General features: G+C 39.5%; 17 protein-coding genes. 7 read left to right on the top strand and 10 right to left on the bottom strand.

Annotated features, from left to right (window positions below; genetic code table 11):
• Positions 1 to 13: 13 nt before the first annotated feature.
• Both kynU and ACK4HU_RS20910 read right to left on the bottom strand, forming a co-directional pair.
• Complete coding sequence (gene kynU / locus ACK4HU_RS20915; RefSeq protein WP_409809788.1) at positions 14 to 1,300, bottom strand: kynureninase; 1,287 nt, start codon at positions 1,298 to 1,300, stop codon at positions 14 to 16.
• 271 nt (positions 1,301 to 1,571) lie between these two features.
• The gene (locus ACK4HU_RS20910) at positions 1,572 to 2,084 is read right to left on the bottom strand and encodes a 3-hydroxyanthranilate 3,4-dioxygenase (protein WP_409809786.1); all 513 of its coding nucleotides are present in this window, start codon (positions 2,082 to 2,084) and stop codon (positions 1,572 to 1,574) included.
• A 215-nt stretch (positions 2,085 to 2,299) separates the two neighbouring features.
• On the opposite strand from ACK4HU_RS20910, the gene ACK4HU_RS20905 reads away from it, so the two are divergent.
• The 4 genes from ACK4HU_RS20905 to ACK4HU_RS20890 all read left to right on the top strand — a co-directional run bounded on the left by ACK4HU_RS20905 (position 2,300) and on the right by ACK4HU_RS20890 (position 6,039).
• Entirely contained in the window at positions 2,300 to 3,286 is a 987-nt protein-coding gene (locus tag ACK4HU_RS20905; RefSeq protein WP_409809784.1) for a dipeptidase, read from the top strand.
• A complete protein-coding gene (locus ACK4HU_RS20900; protein ID WP_409809782.1) occupies positions 3,286 to 3,906 on the top strand; it encodes a thiamine pyrophosphokinase in 621 nt (206 codons plus the stop codon). Before ACK4HU_RS20905 ends, ACK4HU_RS20900 begins: the two co-directional genes overlap by 1 nt.
• A gap of 193 nt (positions 3,907 to 4,099) precedes the next feature.
• On the top strand, positions 4,100 to 5,635 hold the full coding sequence (locus ACK4HU_RS20895; RefSeq protein WP_409809780.1) for a hypothetical protein: 1,536 nt from the start codon (positions 4,100 to 4,102) through the stop codon (positions 5,633 to 5,635).
• On the top strand, positions 5,623 to 6,039 hold the full coding sequence (locus ACK4HU_RS20890) for a hypothetical protein (RefSeq protein ID WP_409809778.1): 417 nt from the start codon (positions 5,623 to 5,625) through the stop codon (positions 6,037 to 6,039). The genes ACK4HU_RS20895 and ACK4HU_RS20890 overlap by 13 nt, the downstream gene beginning before the upstream one ends.
• Positions 6,040 to 6,120: 81 nt before the next feature.
• On the opposite strand, the gene ACK4HU_RS20885 is transcribed toward ACK4HU_RS20890, so the two are convergent.
• From ACK4HU_RS20885 to ACK4HU_RS20875, 3 genes are all read right to left on the bottom strand, one after another.
• Entirely contained in the window at positions 6,121 to 6,729 is a 609-nt protein-coding gene (locus tag ACK4HU_RS20885; protein ID WP_409809776.1) for a nitroreductase, read from the bottom strand.
• 217 nt (positions 6,730 to 6,946) lie between these two features.
• Positions 6,947 to 8,464: a S10 family peptidase gene (locus ACK4HU_RS20880; RefSeq protein ID WP_409809774.1), complete on the bottom strand. Its 1,518-nt coding sequence runs from the start codon at positions 8,462 to 8,464 to the stop codon at positions 6,947 to 6,949.
• A 120-nt stretch (positions 8,465 to 8,584) separates the two neighbouring features.
• The gene (locus ACK4HU_RS20875) at positions 8,585 to 10,816 is read right to left on the bottom strand and encodes a TonB-dependent receptor family protein (protein WP_409809772.1); all 2,232 of its coding nucleotides are present in this window, start codon (positions 10,814 to 10,816) and stop codon (positions 8,585 to 8,587) included.
• Between the two features lie 131 nt (positions 10,817 to 10,947).
• On the opposite strand from ACK4HU_RS20875, the gene ACK4HU_RS20870 reads away from it, so the two are divergent.
• On the top strand, positions 10,948 to 11,217 hold the full coding sequence (locus ACK4HU_RS20870; RefSeq protein WP_409809770.1) for a hypothetical protein: 270 nt from the start codon (positions 10,948 to 10,950) through the stop codon (positions 11,215 to 11,217).
• Between the two features lie 37 nt (positions 11,218 to 11,254).
• On the opposite strand, the gene ACK4HU_RS20865 is transcribed toward ACK4HU_RS20870, so the two are convergent.
• From ACK4HU_RS20865 to ACK4HU_RS20845, 5 genes are all read right to left on the bottom strand, one after another.
• The gene (locus ACK4HU_RS20865) at positions 11,255 to 11,392 is read right to left on the bottom strand and encodes a hypothetical protein (RefSeq protein ID WP_409809768.1); all 138 of its coding nucleotides are present in this window, start codon (positions 11,390 to 11,392) and stop codon (positions 11,255 to 11,257) included.
• Positions 11,393 to 11,538: 146 nt separating this feature from the next.
• On the bottom strand, positions 11,539 to 12,390 hold the full coding sequence (locus ACK4HU_RS20860) for a protein kinase domain-containing protein (protein ID WP_409809766.1): 852 nt from the start codon (positions 12,388 to 12,390) through the stop codon (positions 11,539 to 11,541).
• Positions 12,391 to 12,392: 2 nt separating this feature from the next.
• The gene (locus ACK4HU_RS20855) at positions 12,393 to 12,812 is read right to left on the bottom strand and encodes an energy transducer TonB (protein ID WP_409809764.1); all 420 of its coding nucleotides are present in this window, start codon (positions 12,810 to 12,812) and stop codon (positions 12,393 to 12,395) included.
• The gene (locus tag ACK4HU_RS20850) at positions 12,799 to 13,029 is read right to left on the bottom strand and encodes a hypothetical protein (RefSeq protein WP_409809762.1); all 231 of its coding nucleotides are present in this window, start codon (positions 13,027 to 13,029) and stop codon (positions 12,799 to 12,801) included. The genes ACK4HU_RS20855 and ACK4HU_RS20850 overlap by 14 nt, the downstream gene beginning before the upstream one ends.
• Before the next feature lie 217 nt (positions 13,030 to 13,246).
• Positions 13,247 to 14,413 carry a DUF4221 family protein gene (locus tag ACK4HU_RS20845; RefSeq protein WP_409809760.1) on the bottom strand — a complete coding sequence of 389 codons (1,167 nt, stop codon included), beginning with the start codon at positions 14,411 to 14,413 and terminating at the stop codon, positions 13,247 to 13,249.
• 777 nt (positions 14,414 to 15,190) lie between these two features.
• Here ACK4HU_RS20845 and ACK4HU_RS20840 point away from each other — a divergent pair.
• Together ACK4HU_RS20840 and ACK4HU_RS20835 are read left to right on the top strand one after the other, a co-directional pair.
• A complete protein-coding gene (locus ACK4HU_RS20840; RefSeq protein ID WP_409809758.1) occupies positions 15,191 to 17,245 on the top strand; it encodes an alpha-L-fucosidase in 2,055 nt (684 codons plus the stop codon).
• Positions 17,246 to 17,416: 171 nt separating this feature from the next.
• On the top strand, positions 17,417 to 18,988 hold the full coding sequence (locus ACK4HU_RS20835) for a SulP family inorganic anion transporter (RefSeq protein ID WP_409809756.1): 1,572 nt from the start codon (positions 17,417 to 17,419) through the stop codon (positions 18,986 to 18,988).
• Positions 18,989 to 19,092 lie beyond the last annotated feature (104 nt).

Raw genomic sequence — 19,092 nt, 5'->3', positions numbered from 1 at the left:
TACCCACGCTTCTTTAAGCGAATTTTTTCAGGGATTGTTCCAAAATCTTTCCAAACCGAAACACTTCCAAGAAACTGTTGTAGAGCGGAGTAGGCGCAAGACGAATCACGTTTGGATTTCTCCAGTCACCTACGACACCATGTTGATACCATTCATCGAAGACCGATTTGCCTCCATGATGAATCAGTAAAGATAGCTGACAACCCCTTTCGGCTGGGTTTTTTGGAGTAATTATTTCCAAAACGCCTGATTCTCCGCTTATTTCCCGAATTAAAAACTCAAGATAACCCGTGAGTTTTTCGCTTTTAGCTCGCAGATTTTCCATTCCTGCTTCCACAAAAATGTCCAAGGAAGCCTGATGAGCAGCTAAGGCCAAGACATTGGAATTCGCCAATTGCCAACCATCGGCACCATACATGGGAACAAAGCCTTTTTCCATCTTAAATCGCTCACCCTCATCATGTCCCCACCAACCTGCAAATCGTGGCAAGTCCGATCTCTCGGCAAATCGCTCATGGACAAAAATCCCCGAGACATTCCCCGGACCGGAATTCAAATATTTATAACTGCACCATGTGGCAAAATCCACATCCCAATCGTGAAGTTCCAAGATGGCATTGCCAGCGGCATGAGCCAAATCAAATCCAGCCAAAGCCCCTACTGAATGAGCCGCTTCAGTGATTGCTTGCATGTCAAAAAGCTGCCCGCTATAATATTGCAAACCAGCCATATTAACCAAAGCAAGCGAATCTCCATGTCGCTGAATCTCACTAATTATATCCTCAGTTCGTAGTGAAAATTCATCTGATCGGGGAAAAAGCTCAATCAGGACATCCTTTGGATCCAGTCCATGAAACTTGATCTGCGTCTCAAGCATGTACTGATCTGAAGGAAAAGCTCCAGCCTCTACAATGATCTTATATCGCTCTTTTGTCGGACGATAAAAAGACACCATCAACAAGTGAAGATTTACCGAAAGGTTATTCATCGCCACGACCTCATGCTCATGTGCGCCGACAATCTTAGCAAGTGCAGGTTTTGACTTTTTGCGAACATGATACCAAGCATCTTCCCCATGGAAATGTCCATCCACAGCCATATCCGCCCAATTGTTCAGTTCTTTTTCAAGGAAATCTTTGACGGATTTGGGTTGGATTCCTAAAGAATTCCCGCAAAAATAAATCGCTTCCTTTCCGTGTACTTTGGGAAAATGAAAACGGGATCGGAAGTGTGAAAGTGAATCATTTGCGTCCAATTCTGCTGCAAAAGACTCGGTAAACTGGTATTGGATTGGGTTCATATTTTAAAATTTTATGGATTTACGCTTTTCTGTCAGTAGGCGAATTTTCCACAGGTTAGGGGCTGGAAGCCTGCCTGCGTTAGGCAGGACCGAAGACGGATGAGTCTGAAAATTAGATATTAACACAAATTCCAATTTTCATTTATACTGGTAAAGAAGCTGATAATCAAATTAAATTTTGAAACGGCACTCGTACCGTATAGAATGACTTGGGATAAAGGAACATTTTGCGGTAGCTTTTGACTGAAAACTGAGACTGAAAACTGAATACTCACCTCTCCATCACTGTTCCACAACTTTTACAAGTCCTCAAGCCCCTATTTGACCAGAAACGATCCATAATTGGAGGAAGCTGGGTCACGATATCGGTAAGCTCGACATATTCTTCATGAAGCTTTTCACCGCAGTTTTCACAGTGCCAAAGGAAGCCGTCTTTCTCTCCTGCTCTTCGGTATCGCTCGATCACGAGGCCGATGGTATTTGCCGGGCGACGGGGTGAGTGAGGAACCTTTGCCGGCAAAAGAAAGATTTCACCCTCTTTGATTTCAATGTCTTTGGGTTTACCGTCCTCGATAATTTTCAAGACAATGTCGCCTTCTAATTGATAAAAAAACTCCTCCCCTTCATCGTAATGAAAATCTTTCCGGCTATTTGGACCTCCGACCACCATGACGATAAAGTCATCATTTTCTTTGAACACCTGCTGATTTCCAACAGGAGGTTTTAGTAAATGGCGGTTTTCATCGATCCACTTTTTGAAATTGAAAGGTTTGGAAACAGACATGTTTGGGTAGGGTTTTTGTATTGAATACTTCCAAATATAGGTATTGAATCTAAAATCAGTTGTTAAATAGTTTCAAGATCATTAGGTCAACTTTATGCATGAGAATTTCAGAAATTCCTTAATGTCTAGAATGGGCTGAAATCTTTGAAGTTCCTCAACCTCTCGTAAATCGTACTTCGTAAATCGTACTTTTGTTTATAAAATTCCCAAGCATCATGACTTACCCCATCGCTGATCTTCATTGTGACTTGCTATCTTTTCTTGCGGCAGTTCCCGGTGCGGATGCATTTTCCAAAGACCAAATTCCTTGTGCTTTTCCATGGCTGCAGGAAGGTGAAGTCAAAATGCAAGTCATGGCGATCTTCACCAATGTGGACCAATCCAGTATGAAAATGGCCGGAATGCAGGCCGAAATTTTCTATGATTTGTTAAGAAAGGAAGAAAAAACAGTGGCGATGTTTGATTCAGATTTCCTGAAAAATCATACTTCCGATGACCGAATCGGAATCATTGCTTCGGTTGAAAACGCAGCAGGTTTTGGACATGAAAAAGCCACTTGGCCAGAGATCTACAAGCAGTTTGACAGGATGCTCGCGACAGTCGGTCAACTCGCATACATTAGTTTAACACACCATACCGAAAACCGCTTTGGTGGAGGAAATTATACGGAGGGAATTGGGCTGAAAGAGGACGGAAAACGACTATTGGACTACATGGTGGGGAAAAAAATTCCAATTGACCTTTCCCATACTTCCGATTTATTGGCAGAAGGAATTTTGAATCATATTGACAGACACAATTTGCACATTCCTATCATTGCCAGCCATTCCAATTTTCGGGCACTTTGGGATAACAAACGGAATCTGACCGACGAATTTGCTCAGGAAGTCATTAAGCGAGGTGGAATAATCGGGGTGAATTTCTTACGGGAATTTCTTGACCAAAACGTTCCTGAACGGCTTTTTGAGCATATTTTGCATGGAAATAAAATGTGTGAGGATGCGATCTGCTTTGGAGCGGATTTCTTCTACACTCAAAATTTCCCCGAAGAAAGCAGACAACCGTTATATTTCCCATTGGCAGAAAATGCAGGAAAGTATCCTTCAATTCTAGAATCTTTGAGCAAAACTCTGAGTGAATCTCATCTCAAAAAACTGGCTTTCGAAAACGTCTTTAACTTTTATCGAAATCTCTGGAGCTGATGTCAAGTCATCATTTTGTCAAAGAGCAGCAAGAACCTGCGGTTTTCATTTTGAATACTGAGGGACAAAGTTTTGAAATGGTTTCACCACTTTTGGAATGGGTACCGACGGTATTGGTTTGGCAGGAGTGCTTGGAAACCGTTTTGAGTTGGGGAATAAAAATCGACGTGATTTTTGCAACAGAAACCTTTCAAAAAGAAAATCTTCATCTGCTGGAGGAACAATATCCGGTCAAATTCCTCACAGCTTCCCTAGAAAATACGCTAGACAAAGGATTGCAATACCTTTTGGCTACCAAGCATCCGGCAGCTCATTTGGTTGGAGTTTCGCATCTGACTTTTATGGATTTGGAAGAAAAGCTGGATTTATTTGACCTGACGATCATGGATGCAGGCTGGAAATACTATCCAGTCAAAAGCGGCAAATTCAAAAAGTGGTTTGCCGAAAGCACAATTCAACTCCTAGGAAAAGAAGGAATGCCCGTAGAAATCTCCAATGAAAATGGTAAACTGATGCTGCCTCTGATTTACTTAACTCAATTGGACGTTCCAGAAGGGATTACTGAGATTGAGGGGAAGGGGATTTTTTGGGTGGGGGAAGAAGTTAATTCTGAAAGCTGACTCAAATCTAAATTTTTATTTTTTTTGAAAAATTATGGCACTCTCTTGACTTTTAAAGAAATCGTTTTGATCTTTTATTCAAATTTTTACTTACCAAAAACTCCTTTTTTATGAACAACAAATTTGCCGCCCCCCCAAATACAAAAATCTAGGTAGATTCAGATCCTTAGGTTTATTAACCTTCTTGATCACGATGAATCTTCTGTTAAACTCCTGTGTGGATGAACCCGAAGCCCCAAAAATCGAGGTCAATGAAAATGCACAGATTGCTCAAGTAAAGTCTTGGTTTGAAGAAAATAAGACCAAGCTCAGACTCCCAGAAAAGGGCTCTAATTTCCGGTCCGTATCTCAGGAACTCATCCTGCCATTTTTTGAAAAAGAACCCGATTGGGATAAGTTTCACCATTATTATTTTCCTGATGGACGGGAGGTGTTTGAAATAAATTTGGAAAATGAGCAAGTTTATATCCCCACATCCGAATCGAAGGAAGCAGAGGAAGAATTTGCAGTACGGGTTATCCAAAATATTCTTTTTGTAAAACATCGTACTGAAAATGGGTTTGATCCGCTCATTGTAAGATACTATCCTGATGAAGAGACATCAAAGCGAGGTTTTAAAGAGATCAACTACCAGATGATTGATGAGAAGTGGAGTGGGTGGATAGACCTATTCACTTATGATGAGCATTATTTTATCGGATTTCAAATTGAAAAGGGACAAATTACCAATACTAGAAAATTCACTAAAAATGCACCAAACGGAAAATTTTACATAGGAAAAGAAAATATGGATGTTAGGTGTAAAATCGTAGAGACAGTTTGGGTTAATGTGACTATAGCGGGAGATGTTATGACTATCACAAGTTTGGATAGCACGCTAAACCAATTTTGCACCGTGGGAGGAAGTGAATCTTATACCTCAGGCGGCGGATCCTACAGTTACGGTGGTGATTCATTTCCAAGTAGTGGAGGATCGTCGGGTTCTACTTCTGGATATTATCCACCGGATGTGCCAATGCCTAAGTTGACTATATTTATTGACTATTCTATTTCTTTCAATTCAAGATTAAATTGTATTGTAGGAAAATTAGCCATGACTTCATTTGTAAACAGCATTGCAGAATTTACCAAAACCAAAGATGTGAATACGAATTCAGTAATAAAACTAGGTCCGCTTAACCCAGGGGTAAATGGGCAAACTAGGGGAACAAATGGAAATTTTGAAATCACAATAAACTCAAATTACAACGAATTAAATAGACCGGACTTATTGATAGCCAAAACAATTCTTCACGAGTTAGTACATGCGGAAATCCTTGCTTCCTTTCATTCCAAAGGGCATACAGTTCTAGATAATAATTTTGCAGCCAACTTTGATAAATTCATTAATGTAATGTATGGAACAAACAATACTCAAGGAGATCTGCATCATAAATATATGGCTGAGAATCTTCTCTCCACTATGGGAGAAGCATTGATGGATCTACACAAAAATTATTTCCCGGAAGATTTTCAAAAGTTGAATAATTTCGTAAAATCACAAGGATATTATCCTAAAGGGGTATCTGCGGATTTCTATATGAATTTATTTTGGGAAGGTCTTGATGGCACATTTGCTTTTAATCAAATGAAATCTATAACAACCTACCCACCTTTGTTGTCTCCTTATCAAAAATTTAGACTTGATTTAGAGTTAGCAAAAACCATGACCAAACCATGTGGAGATTAGCAATAGCACTCTTGTTTTACAATTTATTTTTACCGCCGAAAGACATTATTTTGGTTATTGATGATTGTAAAAAGTGGAATGAAATAAAATTAAATCCTATTGATGGAAGGTATTCCATTTTTAAGGAAATTTCCAAATTCCATCATACCACTCTTAGTCACAATTGGATGAACCCTGAAGATAAATTGGCCACAATCCATTTGACCTATCAAGAAATGTTAAATTACCAACCAATATTCAGCTCCGATCTTAGCTCTGAAGATTGGTATGACTTAATGTCAAAAACTAGGACTAGAAAAATGTTCATTTTAAAACCAAATGATTTTTGCTCTAATAAACGATTTATTTTTGGAGAAAAATTTGAGTTACTTGAAGTTAGAATTTCCTTAGGGGGAGACGAATAGAATTTGTTTCTCTCTAATTGAATAAAAAAAGGAAGGCTTCTCACCTTCCATTTTCTAATAACTCAATAACCAATAACTCTTCTACTCCCTAATCCACCCCACTTTATCCCCAATCGGCTCGCGCTTACCAGCAGGCCAATTGTCTGATGCAGGCTTGGCGACATAAAAAAAGCCCATTAGCATATCCTCTCCTTCCAGTCCGAAGTCTTCTCTGGCTTCTTCCCAGAAAGTTGGACCGCCGGTTCCCCAATAGCAGGCTAATCCATGCGCACAGGCAGTGAGATACATATTTTGAACTGCCATAGCTGTGGCGGCGATTTCTTCCATTACCGGGATGCCCGAATTTTCAGTTCGCTTCATCAGGATCGCGATCACATGAGAGGCTTTCAATGGCATTTCTTTGAATTTCTGAAAAGTCGCTTCGATAAAGTTGGTGCCGTACTTTTCAGCTCTCATTTTGTACATCTCAGCTTGGTAATCAGCGAATTTCTTCAAGCCTCCTCCGGTATAGACGATAAATCTCCAAGGTTGAGTCAACTTATGTGTTGGTGCCCAATTCGCATTTTCGAGCATTTCTTCAATGATCGAATCATCCACCGGATCGTTTTCTTTGAATTGTGCTGCGAATATGGAACGTCGTCCACGGATGATTTTGGTTACTTCTTCAGCGTTAAAATTTGGCATTTGCATAATTATTGGTCTTTATCTTTTGTGATCGATAGTTCAATTTGAGTATTCGAAACTCTTCTGAGTTCTAAAAGGCGGATTCAACCTTTAAAATTCCCTCATTTTCACTATTTAAAAACATCAGGAATCAAAAGCTTATCTTCACCGGCTTCATGCATTTTCTTAAAAGCCTCCGCCCAGCCTTTCCGTGGTTGATTTTCTTGGTTGTCTTCCATGGTCTTCATTTCAACATCCCCTCCAAAAACTTCCGCACATCCTTCGCCAACGCATCAAAGTCTTCCTGACGGTTGTACATCATGTGACCTGCTTCGTAGTAGGTCATTTGAATCCGATCCTGTGGGAAATCATGCCGTGCAAAAGTATATTCCGCATCAAAAAAAGGCGTGATCAAATCATAATAGCCATTGGCCACCATCACCTTGATTTGGGTGTTCCGATGCATCACTTCGCTCAATGAACGAGCAGTACTCACATAGCTCGGTTCGTAGTAAGATCCATCCGGTACAGGCTTCCAGTTCCAACTTCCGCCCATTCCAGATGCAGATGATAGATAAGGACGATCCATTGTGACTTTCAAATCCCTCATCAAATAATCGTTGAAAACAGCAGTGTAAGCAGATTCCGCCATGTAATTACTCGGGTCTCCTAGTACAGGACCTTCAGCTGATTTGTCTGTTTCCAACGCCAAAAATCTTCCATCCAATGTTCCAATGACTTTTCCCTCGTTTCTCAGCAATTCCTTTTTGAATCGATGCATCAAGATCTGATTATCGGAATGTAGGATGTAGTTTTTATCCAAACCTGTGAAATAGGCTAGTTTTTCAGCTATCGCTTCCTTTTCAGCTTGAGTTTGCTTTTCTCCCAGAAAAAGTGACTTCAAATAATCTCCATAAGCAAATTCCCTCGCCTCTTGTGCAAATGCTTCAATGGTTTTCCCTTGTCCGGCTTTGCCATGGTACCAAGCGGTCACGGCCTGAGAAGGCAGATAAGTAAAAAAGGAAGTGAGATTATCCGCCCAACTTGAAGACCCGGCGTAATCTAAAGCCTGAGAAATAAGGATTATTCCATTTAACGCCATATTCTGACCTCCGCCTTCCAGAACTTCAGCAACTTTCGCAGCTCGCGTTGTGCCAAAGCTTTCTCCCGCCAAAAACTTTGGAGCTTGCCATCTGCCATTTTGTGTTACCCAAAGTCGGATAAACTGAGCAATCGAGGCAGCATCTTCATTCAGTCCCCAGAAATCAGACGTTTTTCCTACTCCTTCGATTTGGCTGAAACCTGTACCAATCGGGTCGATAAATACCAAGTCAGTCAGATCCAAAAGTGCCTGATTGTTTTCCACAAAACGATAAGGTGCCGCTCCGTCATCTTCTTTGCCTTCAGAGTCGATCTTGACCACTTTGGGACCAAAGAAACCCATGTGGAGCCAGACACTTGCCGAGCCTGGGCCTCCATTGAAAACAAACATTACTGGTCTTCGGGAAGAATCCACACCATCTCGAACGTAAGCAGTTGACCACATGGCCCCAGTCACTTCGCCTTTGCTATTTTTCAAAAACGTCTCTCCAACAATGGATTTAAAGCTGATTTTTTGCCCATTGAATGTGCCTGAATTAGTCGATGCAAACTTTTGAGGATCACGAGGAATCCATTTAGTTTCAGTTTTTTCTTCTTGGGAAAAGGAGATTCGGGTAGATACCAGAAGTAATAAAAAGGGGAGAAGTAAAAGTTTCTTCATCTTAATCAAAGCTAAAAGGGTGGAGGCATTTCAATTCTAAGTTTAAACAAAATCCAATATCTATTTTCTATTCAGTTCTAAAATTCTGAAATCTTGTGTCTTGAATCTTGTATCTAATATCTAATAATTCAACCCCACTTTCACTCCCCCATACCAGTTCCTAGTCGGAGCAGGCTGATAGAATCGTCCGGCGAAAGCATTCAAGTCATTACCTAAGGAATAGCTCTCATCCAACAGATTATCCACACCCGCGAAAAGCTCGAGATCCCAGTCTCCAAGAGTTTTTCTCCAACCAGCCCGAATATTGACCAAATGGAATGATTCCTGAAAAACCGTATTGGCATCATTTAAAGCCGTCTTTTCAGTAAACTGATGGGTAAAATTCAGGTAAATTCCTGGCCGAGTTCGTATATCCAAGCGACTTACCAAATTGTGCGGAGGAACACCAGTCAAATCATTCCCTGAGAAATCATTGATCTGCTTTCGATAATCGACAAATTTGAAAAACTGCCCGGTGTACGCCGTTCCTACCAAAAAGTCTTTGATAAAACCATCTGCATTTCTCAGCAGCGCATAATCGAGAGAAGCTTCGATTCCTTTTTGATCTGTGGAACCTGCATTTCGGAAAAGCACTACGCCATTTTCATTCGTAAAGGTCGTAATCGTCTCATCCAGTTTCAAGAAGTAGCCAATCAACTCGAAATTGAATTTTTCCTTTCCTAATCGATAGCCTACTTCATAATTGATCCCTTTTTCTGCTTCCAAATCGAGGTTCAAACTTCCTTCATTGGTTCGGACTTCGTCGATGGTTGGAGGCGAAAACCCGCTGCTAACCGAGCCATAAACCGAACTGAACCCATTCATTCTATAATTTAAAGCTACACGAGGAACGACAATCGGATCAAACTTTCGGGATTGAACTCCGGTCCGTCCACCGGCTGCATTGATTTGTCGGTCAATGTCGTAGCCGGAAAAGTTCTCACTCAAACCCAAAGTGAACAATAGCTTTTCCGTGAAATTCACTTCTGCCTGTTGGAAAAGGAAGCCTTGGTAGGCTCTGAGCTTATCTGCGAATCTCACCGTATCGGCCACTCCTGCACGATTCCCAAAGTTTTGTGCGTCTGTTAATCCGTTTTGATATTCTCCACCTGCGATTAATCTCAAGGTTTTTCCTGCAATCTGTCCATCATGGGTGAATTTCGTCCTTAAGCCATATCCAAAACCCAATTCTTTTTTGTAATCCAGGATAAAGGGATTTTCGAAATCATTAGTATTAATATAAAGCGTAGTGTTGTTGCTGGTTTTCTCCGAAAAACGATACAAGTGCCCAAAAGAAAGCAAAACTGACTGTTGAGAAATGGAGCTGTTTTGATTAACTGATCCGGGTCGAGCTTGAGTAGGATCGGCGGCAACTTGATCGGCATTGAGTGCTCCGGGAATTTGATAATCGAGATCTGAGATCAAGAGTTGAGTTCGGATTTCCTGCTTTTCAGAGATTGGGAAAAAGCTTCCCAACTGAAACACCTGACGATCCACAGCCGAATGCGCTCGATAACCATCAGATTTTTGGCTGACGAAAGAGGCTTCTACCCCACCTTCTCCCACTTGCTGGGAAAGACCTAATCTAAAGCGGCTCAATCCAAAATCGCCTCTCAAATATTCTGTTGAAATCCGGTTTCCAGTCAGATCCGGTCGGCTGAAAAAAGAAATTGACCCACCATTTCCAGCACCATAAATACTTCCGGAAGGACCTTTAACCACCTCAGCACTTTTAATATTGGACAAATCCAGTAGGTTCAAAGCAGTGGTACCATCTGGAGAAGTAAAGGGAACTTCATTCCAATACACTTTCACATTCCGCACTCCAAATGGTGATCGCAGCGAACTTCCACGGATCGAAACCCGATAACTCGCCGGTGCTCGCTCTTCAATTCTTACTCCGGCCTTTTGATTAAATGCATTGACCGGAGAGATTTCATTGAAGCGGTTGAAATCCCGTTCCGTAACTACGCTGATGGCTGCGGATTGCTCTAAAAGTGGTCGTTCTGACTCGAAAGCAGTTACAGTAACCCTAGAAAGGTTCATAATGGCTGGAATCAATTGAACTTCAAATTCTCCAGCAGCAAAAGTTTTTTCCAGAGATTCATACCCTTCCAAGGCAAAGGAAATTCTCAAATTATCTCCTGAAAACGCAACCATTCCCGAACTATTGGTGGTTTGGATGTTAGTTCCAGCTTTTGCCCTGACATTTTCGAGAGCTCGCCCGGAAATTTGATCTGTTATTTTGAGTTGAATTTGAGCTTGAGTACTCAAAGAAATTAGGAAAAAAAAGAGGGGGAAGAAATGTTTCATACGGGAAAATTACAAGTAAACTTGCAGACAAAAGCAAAAATGCTGATTAATGGTTTTGAAAGAGGATCAGCTAGCACTTTTTTGCCTCGGAATCCAACCCAATCCCCTACTGCGCTGTGAAATTTATCCATTTGAACAAACTTGCGTGGCCTCTTTTGGCACTTTGCCTTAGTTGCTGTCAGGAAAAAGCTGCTCCACCTGAGCCAATTTTACCCATTCCTGATCAGAAGCAAGTTGCATGGCAGGAATTGGAATATTACGGTTTTGTTCATTTTAATATAAGCACCTTTTCCGACCGTAAGTGGGGATTTGGCGATGAAAAATCGGAGCAGTTTAATCCGAAAGGGTTGGATAACAGACGATGGGCAAGGATTGCCTTCGAGAGCAATGAAGGTTTTTAAATTTTCTCCGGGAAAAGCTACTAACCTGAAAAGTAGGTTATTGGATGGTTTCATCCCCCTTGACTCGGACATTTTCCAAGGGAAATCCTGTGATCTGATATGTGATTTTGACTTGGATCAGGGCTTGAATACTCAGAGAAATTAAGAAAAAGAAGACTAGGAAGGAATGTTTCATATGACAAATTTTAAGCATATCTTTTTAGGAATGCTTAATGAAATAAGTCCTACGCATTTGGAATAGGAGCTGGAAACCCCTAAAAATACATCCAACACAATTTGATTTTTTGCCCAAACAGATGTAAGCAGAAAAACATGGATGGATCAATTAAGAACTTTTCTGAACCAGCACATCAGAAAATAAAATGGATCAATCATAAAGATCAAAAGGCTCACACTCCCAATTCGATCATCAGGATTACTTTTCAAACAAAGGGAAATGGGAATCCTTAAAGGTGACGGTACTTGTGAAAAGTCAAAATAACTACTTAACACCTGGTGTTTAACATCTTGAATAGACAAACCGTCTTCCCTAGTTGGAAAGGGTAATTCTTTTACAAAAATCAAGTAAAGCACTAATCCAATTGACCAAATCTCTGACTTAACAGTATAATCAGAAAATCCATTGACTTCAGGAGCCAAGAATTCTGGAGTGGTAACTAATTTTTGATTTTCTTGGCAACCAATGAAATCGAAATCTATAATTTTGAAATTGTATCCTCTATAATCTTCAAAAATCAGAATGTTACCTGGTTTTACATCTCTATGAAGGATATTTTTACTATGAAGAAAACGGAAACCCTCAAGCAACTGAATTATAATGGGCTTTAAGCGACCTATGGGAATTCCATTCGTGACAATTTCGCTCGTTTTTACCGAGTCAACAAATTCCAAAATTTCTAGTAGATCAAAATTGTGGACAGTTCGATCCAGACGATGGATCGCATGGTGAGTAAGGATACTTGGATGTTGCTTTAAATTTGATACCCTCAAAAAGTTAGCAAGGTATGAGTCAATTAATTCACCTTCTATAATTGTAAACTTGAGAATTACAGGGATTTCGCCTTGTTCTTTGGACTTTGCAGCAATGATTAGCTTACTGTCCGATTGATAGATTGGCTTCTGATTCTCAAGTTCCAAACCATAGTTATGGAAAAGAAAAACCTTATCGATCATTTCTAAAATTTTATAGGGAGGGTTTGAAAGGAAAACACTGGCTTGCCATTTACTTTTCCTGGTTTCCAAGAAGGTGAATTTTCCAAGATGGACTTTAATGCTCTCTCCGCCCCTATTGAAATCGGGGTTGAGATGTTAACTTCAGTTACAGTTCCATTTTCATCAATCACAAAATCAACATAAACTTTTTCTTCGATTGAATCAAATGTGCCTTTAGGGCTTTTTTGAATTTCTTGAAGAAGAAAGGTTATAAACTGTTCATAGCCCCCTTTAAATTCAGGGGCCTCATCCAACTCATTCAATAGGTAAATTTTTACTTCTTCTTTGTAGGTTGATATTGGTCTAGTACAGGAAAATACTAGTAGAAAAAACATTGGGATCATTCCAAAAAAAACGGTTCGTACTTGTTTAATCTTTTTCATAACCCGCTAAATAGGATATTACATCATTGACTTCGTCTGTTTTGAAACAGAAATAATAAATAGTATCTTTTTTATAAAATAAAAAAGCAGGCTGTCCGAAGCAATCTTGGGTAATTGGTCGATGTATCATTTCAGGATAAATAGCTACAAACGGATAACTTAAAAATTCTTCTCCATAATTAAGCCTAAGTTCTCTTTGGCTAGTTACTCCGATCATAGATAGTTTAGTATTGAGTTGATGCCCCATGTATTTTTCTATAAGTAGATTTATACAACTATTGCACCCTACTTGAGGAACGAGAAGCTCTAAGCTATCCCAACTTGATCGATCCTTCTGAAAAGCTTTTTGGAGAGTAATGATAGTATAACTGGGCTCCTTTTTGTCTTTTGATCCACAGGATAAAATAACAAAAAGTAAACATAATATAGTAATTTTAAAATTCGATCTCAAATAGCTCAAAAGTACATTTATTCTCATCTTTTGTTTGTCTTTGAATGATAATCCCGTCTTTTACTATTCTAATAAAATCTATCCAATATTGATTTTGATCAATATCAATAACCCCTATTTCATTAAAATTTCTATCAAACACCATGATCATTCTATTTGGATAATCATTATTTCCCATTTCACCAAAAAGCCCAGATTTTTCCCAACTTTCAATAGTCTTGGAAGGATAGGAACTCGTCATTATTCTATAATAAAGGTTTCGATAATGGTCGTATAAAAGTATATTATTCTTGGGATTTGAATAAATATGTGGATAAAACACAAAAGGATCTCTGTTTAAATCAGGCAGAGATTGGAAGACATTACTATAATAATTAGAGAAAAGTGAGGGGGATTGTAATAAATTTAATTTGAAATCATAAACCATTAGTCTATCTTCAATTGGAAATGATTGTAATATTACCGAATCATTGTAGTTAACAGTGTAAGATGGTGCTTCCAACTGCAAGCCCCAAAAACCGGAATCAAAGTATCGATCGGTATATCCAAGTCGATACTCAACGGATTTAGTTTTTAAATTTAATTCTATAGTTAATGTTTGATTCTGATAATTAGATTCAAATGGCTCTCTTTCAGGAATAGAAGGAATGATTAATTTATCCCCTAAATCAATCACAGGCGCAAAACTCCATATAAAAGGAAGTGCCGTAGAATGTGTGGCAGGCCCATTAGAGTTGTCTTTTCGTAATCTAAAACGATCTTTCACTTTCCCTGAGCTATCAACTAAATTTAGTTCATACTTATATCTGTTTAATACAAATATGCTATCAAGGTTTCTAACGTGAAAACCATCTAAATGCCCAATTCCATTTGGACCATCCAAATAAAGGGGAGTTTTAAAAGATTTCTGTCTATCTGTAATATGGCTAAAATATATAAATTTTGGATCTGATCGAATGTGGTCGTGAAAAACAAGATATTCTTCACCTATAAGATCAATTGTTTGTACAAAAAACCAGTCAGGTGATGTTTGATCATCAAGAGGAATTTCGATTAAACGCTTTGAGATTAATTCTATTTTACGAAAACTCTGAGATTGAGAACAACTAATTAACAATCCGAAAAACCAATAAATCATTAAATTTCTCAAAAAGTCAAATTTCGATATCATTTTATTTTTAGATAGTTGAAATTTTGCATGAAAGAAAAATTGTTGCCTTTTATAACCCTATAACTTTATAAAGTTGTTTGTTATCTTTTTCTTGGTTTGCAAAATAATTACACTCTGCTAATTTATAAGGTAATACCTATTTTTTTGTAAAAACCGAATTACTACATCAAAAATAGGCAAAGTTGATGTAGTAATTCGATGAAAATGATACCCTATTGGGCAACCTTAATCCTTATTGTTGTGGGGTTACTATAACGGTCGGCAAACATGTTCCTCCAAATGCAGTGCAATAGTAGTAAGTTTTTCCATTTGTTTGAATTGATATAAAAGTCCTATAAGCAAAAGAAGCACTTACCGAAAAGAGGAACGCAAAACCGACAAGAATAAATTTCTTCATAATTATTAAAATTTAGATGGTGACCCGCTTTTTCTATTCATAGGTAAGGTGGGATCAGAGGGCCTTATCTATGAGATTGAGGATTCTCATTTCTAAAACTAAAACCGCCCCCCCCATATTTCCAAATTATTTTTGAATTTTTTTTCCGTAGCCAAATTATTGATTTTCAAATTCAAACGATTCTATTAAACCTTAAATGCATCTTTTCTTGAAAGAATCAAAAAAATGTATTAAAATATAATTCAAACACTGGGTTGGTAACATTCCCGAGAAAGACCCCATAACTAATCCAGTATCGGGTTACACTGACAAATAAATGGATCAGCCATCCTAAATGCATAAATAATTAGTTTAGTTTTATGAAAAAGTTTCTTTGGCTGCTTTTAGCCCTTGGATTAAGTTTTTGTTCAGAAAAAGCCGCTCCACCTGAGCCAATTCTACCCGTTCCTGATCAGAAGCAAATTGGCTGGCAGAAATTGGAATTTTACGGTTTTGTCCATTTCAACATGAATACTTTCTCAGATAGAGAATGGGGATTTGGCGATGAGAAACCGGAGCAGTTCAATCCAACAGCACTCGACGCAAAGCAGTGGGCTCGGGTGGCGAAAGAGGCAGGAATGAAAGGCTTGATCATCACGGCCAAGCACCACGATGGATTCGTGCTTTGGCCATCGGCTTACACGGAGCATTCTGTGAAAAATAGTCTATGGCGAGATGGAAAAGGCGATTTGATTCAAGAGTTTGTAGATGCTTGTCGGGCAGAAGGACTCAAAGTAGGAATGTATTATTCCCCTTGGGATCGAAATCATCCCGACTATGGCAAACCTGAATACGTCACCTACATGCGGAATCAATTGACGGAATTGCTGTCTAATTATGGAGAAATATTCGAAATCTGGTTTGATGGTGCAAATGGCGGAACAGGCTGGTACGGTGGCGCAAATGAGGATCGAAAAGTCGACAAATTCAGCTATTACGATTGGCCGACGACGATTGAACTCGTACGAAAACTTCAACCCGGAGCCATGCTTTTCAGCGATGCAGGTCCTGACGTCCGCTGGGTGGGCAATGAACATGGGTTTGCCTATGAAACCACTTGGTCTAACCTGATGCGGGATTCGGTATATGCAGGAATGCCGGAGTTTTCAGAAAAATGGGCAACAGGGCAAGAAAACGGCACTCATTGGGTTCCGGCAGAATCAGATGTGAGCATTCGACCGGGTTGGTATTATCATTCCTATGAAGACCATAAAGTGAAAACTTTGCCGGAGCTGATGGAAATCTATTACAAAAGCATCGGTCAAAACAGTTCTCTGCTGATCAATTTCCCGGTGGATACCCGAGGATTGATTCATGAAAAAGACGAAGAGGCCATTTTGAAGATGGCAGCTAAGATCAAAGAAGATTTCGCTGTGAATTTGGCGAAAGATGCTTCCTTTAAATCTTCTTCTGATCGGGGAAAGGGCTATGAAGTTAACAACTTGATTGATGGAGATTTTGATACCTATTGGGCAACTCCTGATGGAGAAATTCAGGCTTCGGTCGAATTGGATTTTGGGAAAAACGTCTCCTTCAATCGGCTTTTGCTTCAGGAATTTGTCAATCTGGGTCAGCGAGTAAAAGCTTTTTCTCTGGAAAAAGATGTCAATGGTAGCTGGGAGAAAATCGCAAAAGGGACAACCATCGGTTACAAACGAATCCTAAGATTTCCCGACACAGAAGCTCAAAAAATTCGAATCAACTTCCTTGATGGAAAAGGAATCCCGGTGATTTCTGAAATCGGGGTTTACTCCGCTCCTCCTTTACTTTTTCCCCCAAAAATCTCCCGAACTCCATCCGGAAAAGTCAGTATCACCGCTGCGGAAGAAAGTCAGCAGATCTATTTCTCATTGGATGGAAATGCTCCAAAAATCGGCGAAAATGTCTATTCCGAAGATTTTGAAGTACTGGAAGCGACGACTGTCCAAGCGATTGCAGTGGATTCCAAAAGCGGAAAAAGCTCAGAAGTTGCCCAAGTGGATTTTGATTTGGCAAAAGGAAACTGGAAACCAATTTCCAATGATCCAAATGCGGTGAGAGCCATCGATGAAAGGGCTCAAACTTTTTGGACATCTCCAAACAATGAGATCGTCTTGGATTTAGGAATCGAAGTTGATTTAACCGGATTTACCTATTTGCCGATGCAGGCTAGATATCCAAGTGGGTTCATTGCTCAATATGCGTTTGAAGTCAGCACAGAAGGGAAAACTTGGAAGGAAGTTTCGAAGGGTGAATTTTCAAATATTCATAACAGTCCAATAGAACAGATCATCAGATTTAACCCAACTCAGGCAAAGTACATCAAACTAAAAGCACTCAAAACTGTAGATGGGAATCTTGCCACATTTGGTGAATTGGGGGTAATCACCAGATAATCTGGACCAAGTAGATTTATCCTTGGCACTTTAAACCAAGGGAAATTTCGCCTCTGCCTTTAGAAATGCTTACTTTACGAAAAATCTAAGTAAGTAATACTAACAGCCAAAAAAGCCTTTGGCTTTTTACAATCATTTTAAAGCAGAATCCCTTTCCAAAACCTAAATACTATGGCCCCCTTTACAGCATCAAAAAAAGAACATTTTAAAACCGATTTATCTGCAGGCTTAGTAGTTTTCCTTATTGCTTTGCCCTTGTGTCTCGGTATTTCTTTGGCATCAGGTGCTCCACTTTTTGCTGGAATTATTTCAGGGATTATAGGTGGGATTGTGGTAGGCTTCCTTAGTGGTTCCAGTATCAATGTCAGTGGTCCGGCGGCTTCGGTTGCATTAGTGATTTTGACAGCTATCCAGACACTTGGGAATTTTCAGGCGGTTCTGGTAGCAATTGTAATTGCCGGTGTATTCCAAATCATACTAGGATATTTAAAAGCAGGTACGATCGCTTACTTTTTCCCAAATGCAATGATCAAAGGGATTTTGGCATCGATTGGTTTGGTTTTGATTCTAAAACAAATTCCTCATGCCTTGGGAATCGATGAGGTTTTTGAAGGGGTGGAGAGTTTCTGGCAAAATGACGGTAGAAATACGTTCTCAGAAATCTATTATGTGCTTCAAAATATCGGTTGGGGACCAACCATCATCACTTTGGTTTCCTTAGCGATTATCTTGGCATGGGATCGTCCTGAACTCAAAAAATACGGCTTTTTCAAATTTTTTCCATCAGCTTTGGCAGCTGTAATTGTTGCCATCGGATTAAATGAACTTTACCATGTAGCTGTCCCTAATTTGGCATTAAAGCCTACACAATTGGTTCAACTTCCGTCAGCATCTTCATTTGGTGAGTTCTTTGGATTTTTCAGTTTCCCGGATTTTAGTCAGGTGAATTTTCAAATTATCGGAATTGCGCTTTCAATTACATTCATCGCTAGTTTGGAATCGCTTCTGAGTACTGAAGCTGGAGACAAACTTGATCCATATCGTAGAAAAACCTCGACCAATACCGAGCTAAAAGCTCAAGGAATTGGAAATATCATCGCAGGATTGATCGGTGGGTTGCCTATCACTGCCGTGATTGTAAGAACCTCAGCAAATGTAAATGCTGGTGGTCGAACCAAAGTTGCCACTATTACTCATGGTACTATCATGTTGATTTGTGTTGCTTTAATACCGGGAGTTCTGAATAAGATTCCATTAGCCTCTCTAGCCGCAGTGCTCTTTGTAGTTGGCTATAAACTGACCAGTGTGCCTGTTTACAAGGCTGTGTATGCACAGGGAAAAAAGCAATTTCTTCCCTTTATCATTACCATTTTGATCGTGATGTTCTCAGATTTGATCACGGGTATTTTGGTCGGTGGGGTTGTTGCCATTTTCTTCATTCTTCGAGACAATTATAAGAATGCCTACATGCATGATAAAATTGTAAAGGAAGGAACAGAAAAATCCATCGTACACCTTTCTGAAGAAGTAACCTTCTTGAACAAAGCCGATATCATGCTTTACTTGGATCACCTCCCGGAAGGACACCACGTAGTTGTTGATGCCAGCAAATCAAAATTTATTCATCCTGATATCATCGATATCTTAATAGATTTCAAAAAAACAGCCGAATATAAAAATATCACACTAGAACTGATAGATGTTGAGAATCGGGATAAATCCAATGCGTTTTGGATTGGATAATTTTTAAATCTGATTATCCGCAATGACACCAGTGGCCGAATTTAATTTTGATTACACCTCGACTTCGCTCGGTGCCCGTTGGTTTCGTTTTGAGAGGAGGGGAG

This window comes from Algoriphagus sp. (assembly GCF_046296635.1).
In the GTDB taxonomy this organism is placed as follows: domain Bacteria; phylum Bacteroidota; class Bacteroidia; order Cytophagales; family Cyclobacteriaceae; genus Algoriphagus.
Note: the sequence above shows the minus strand (reverse complement) of the source record. Positions and strands in the feature narration are given on the sequence as shown.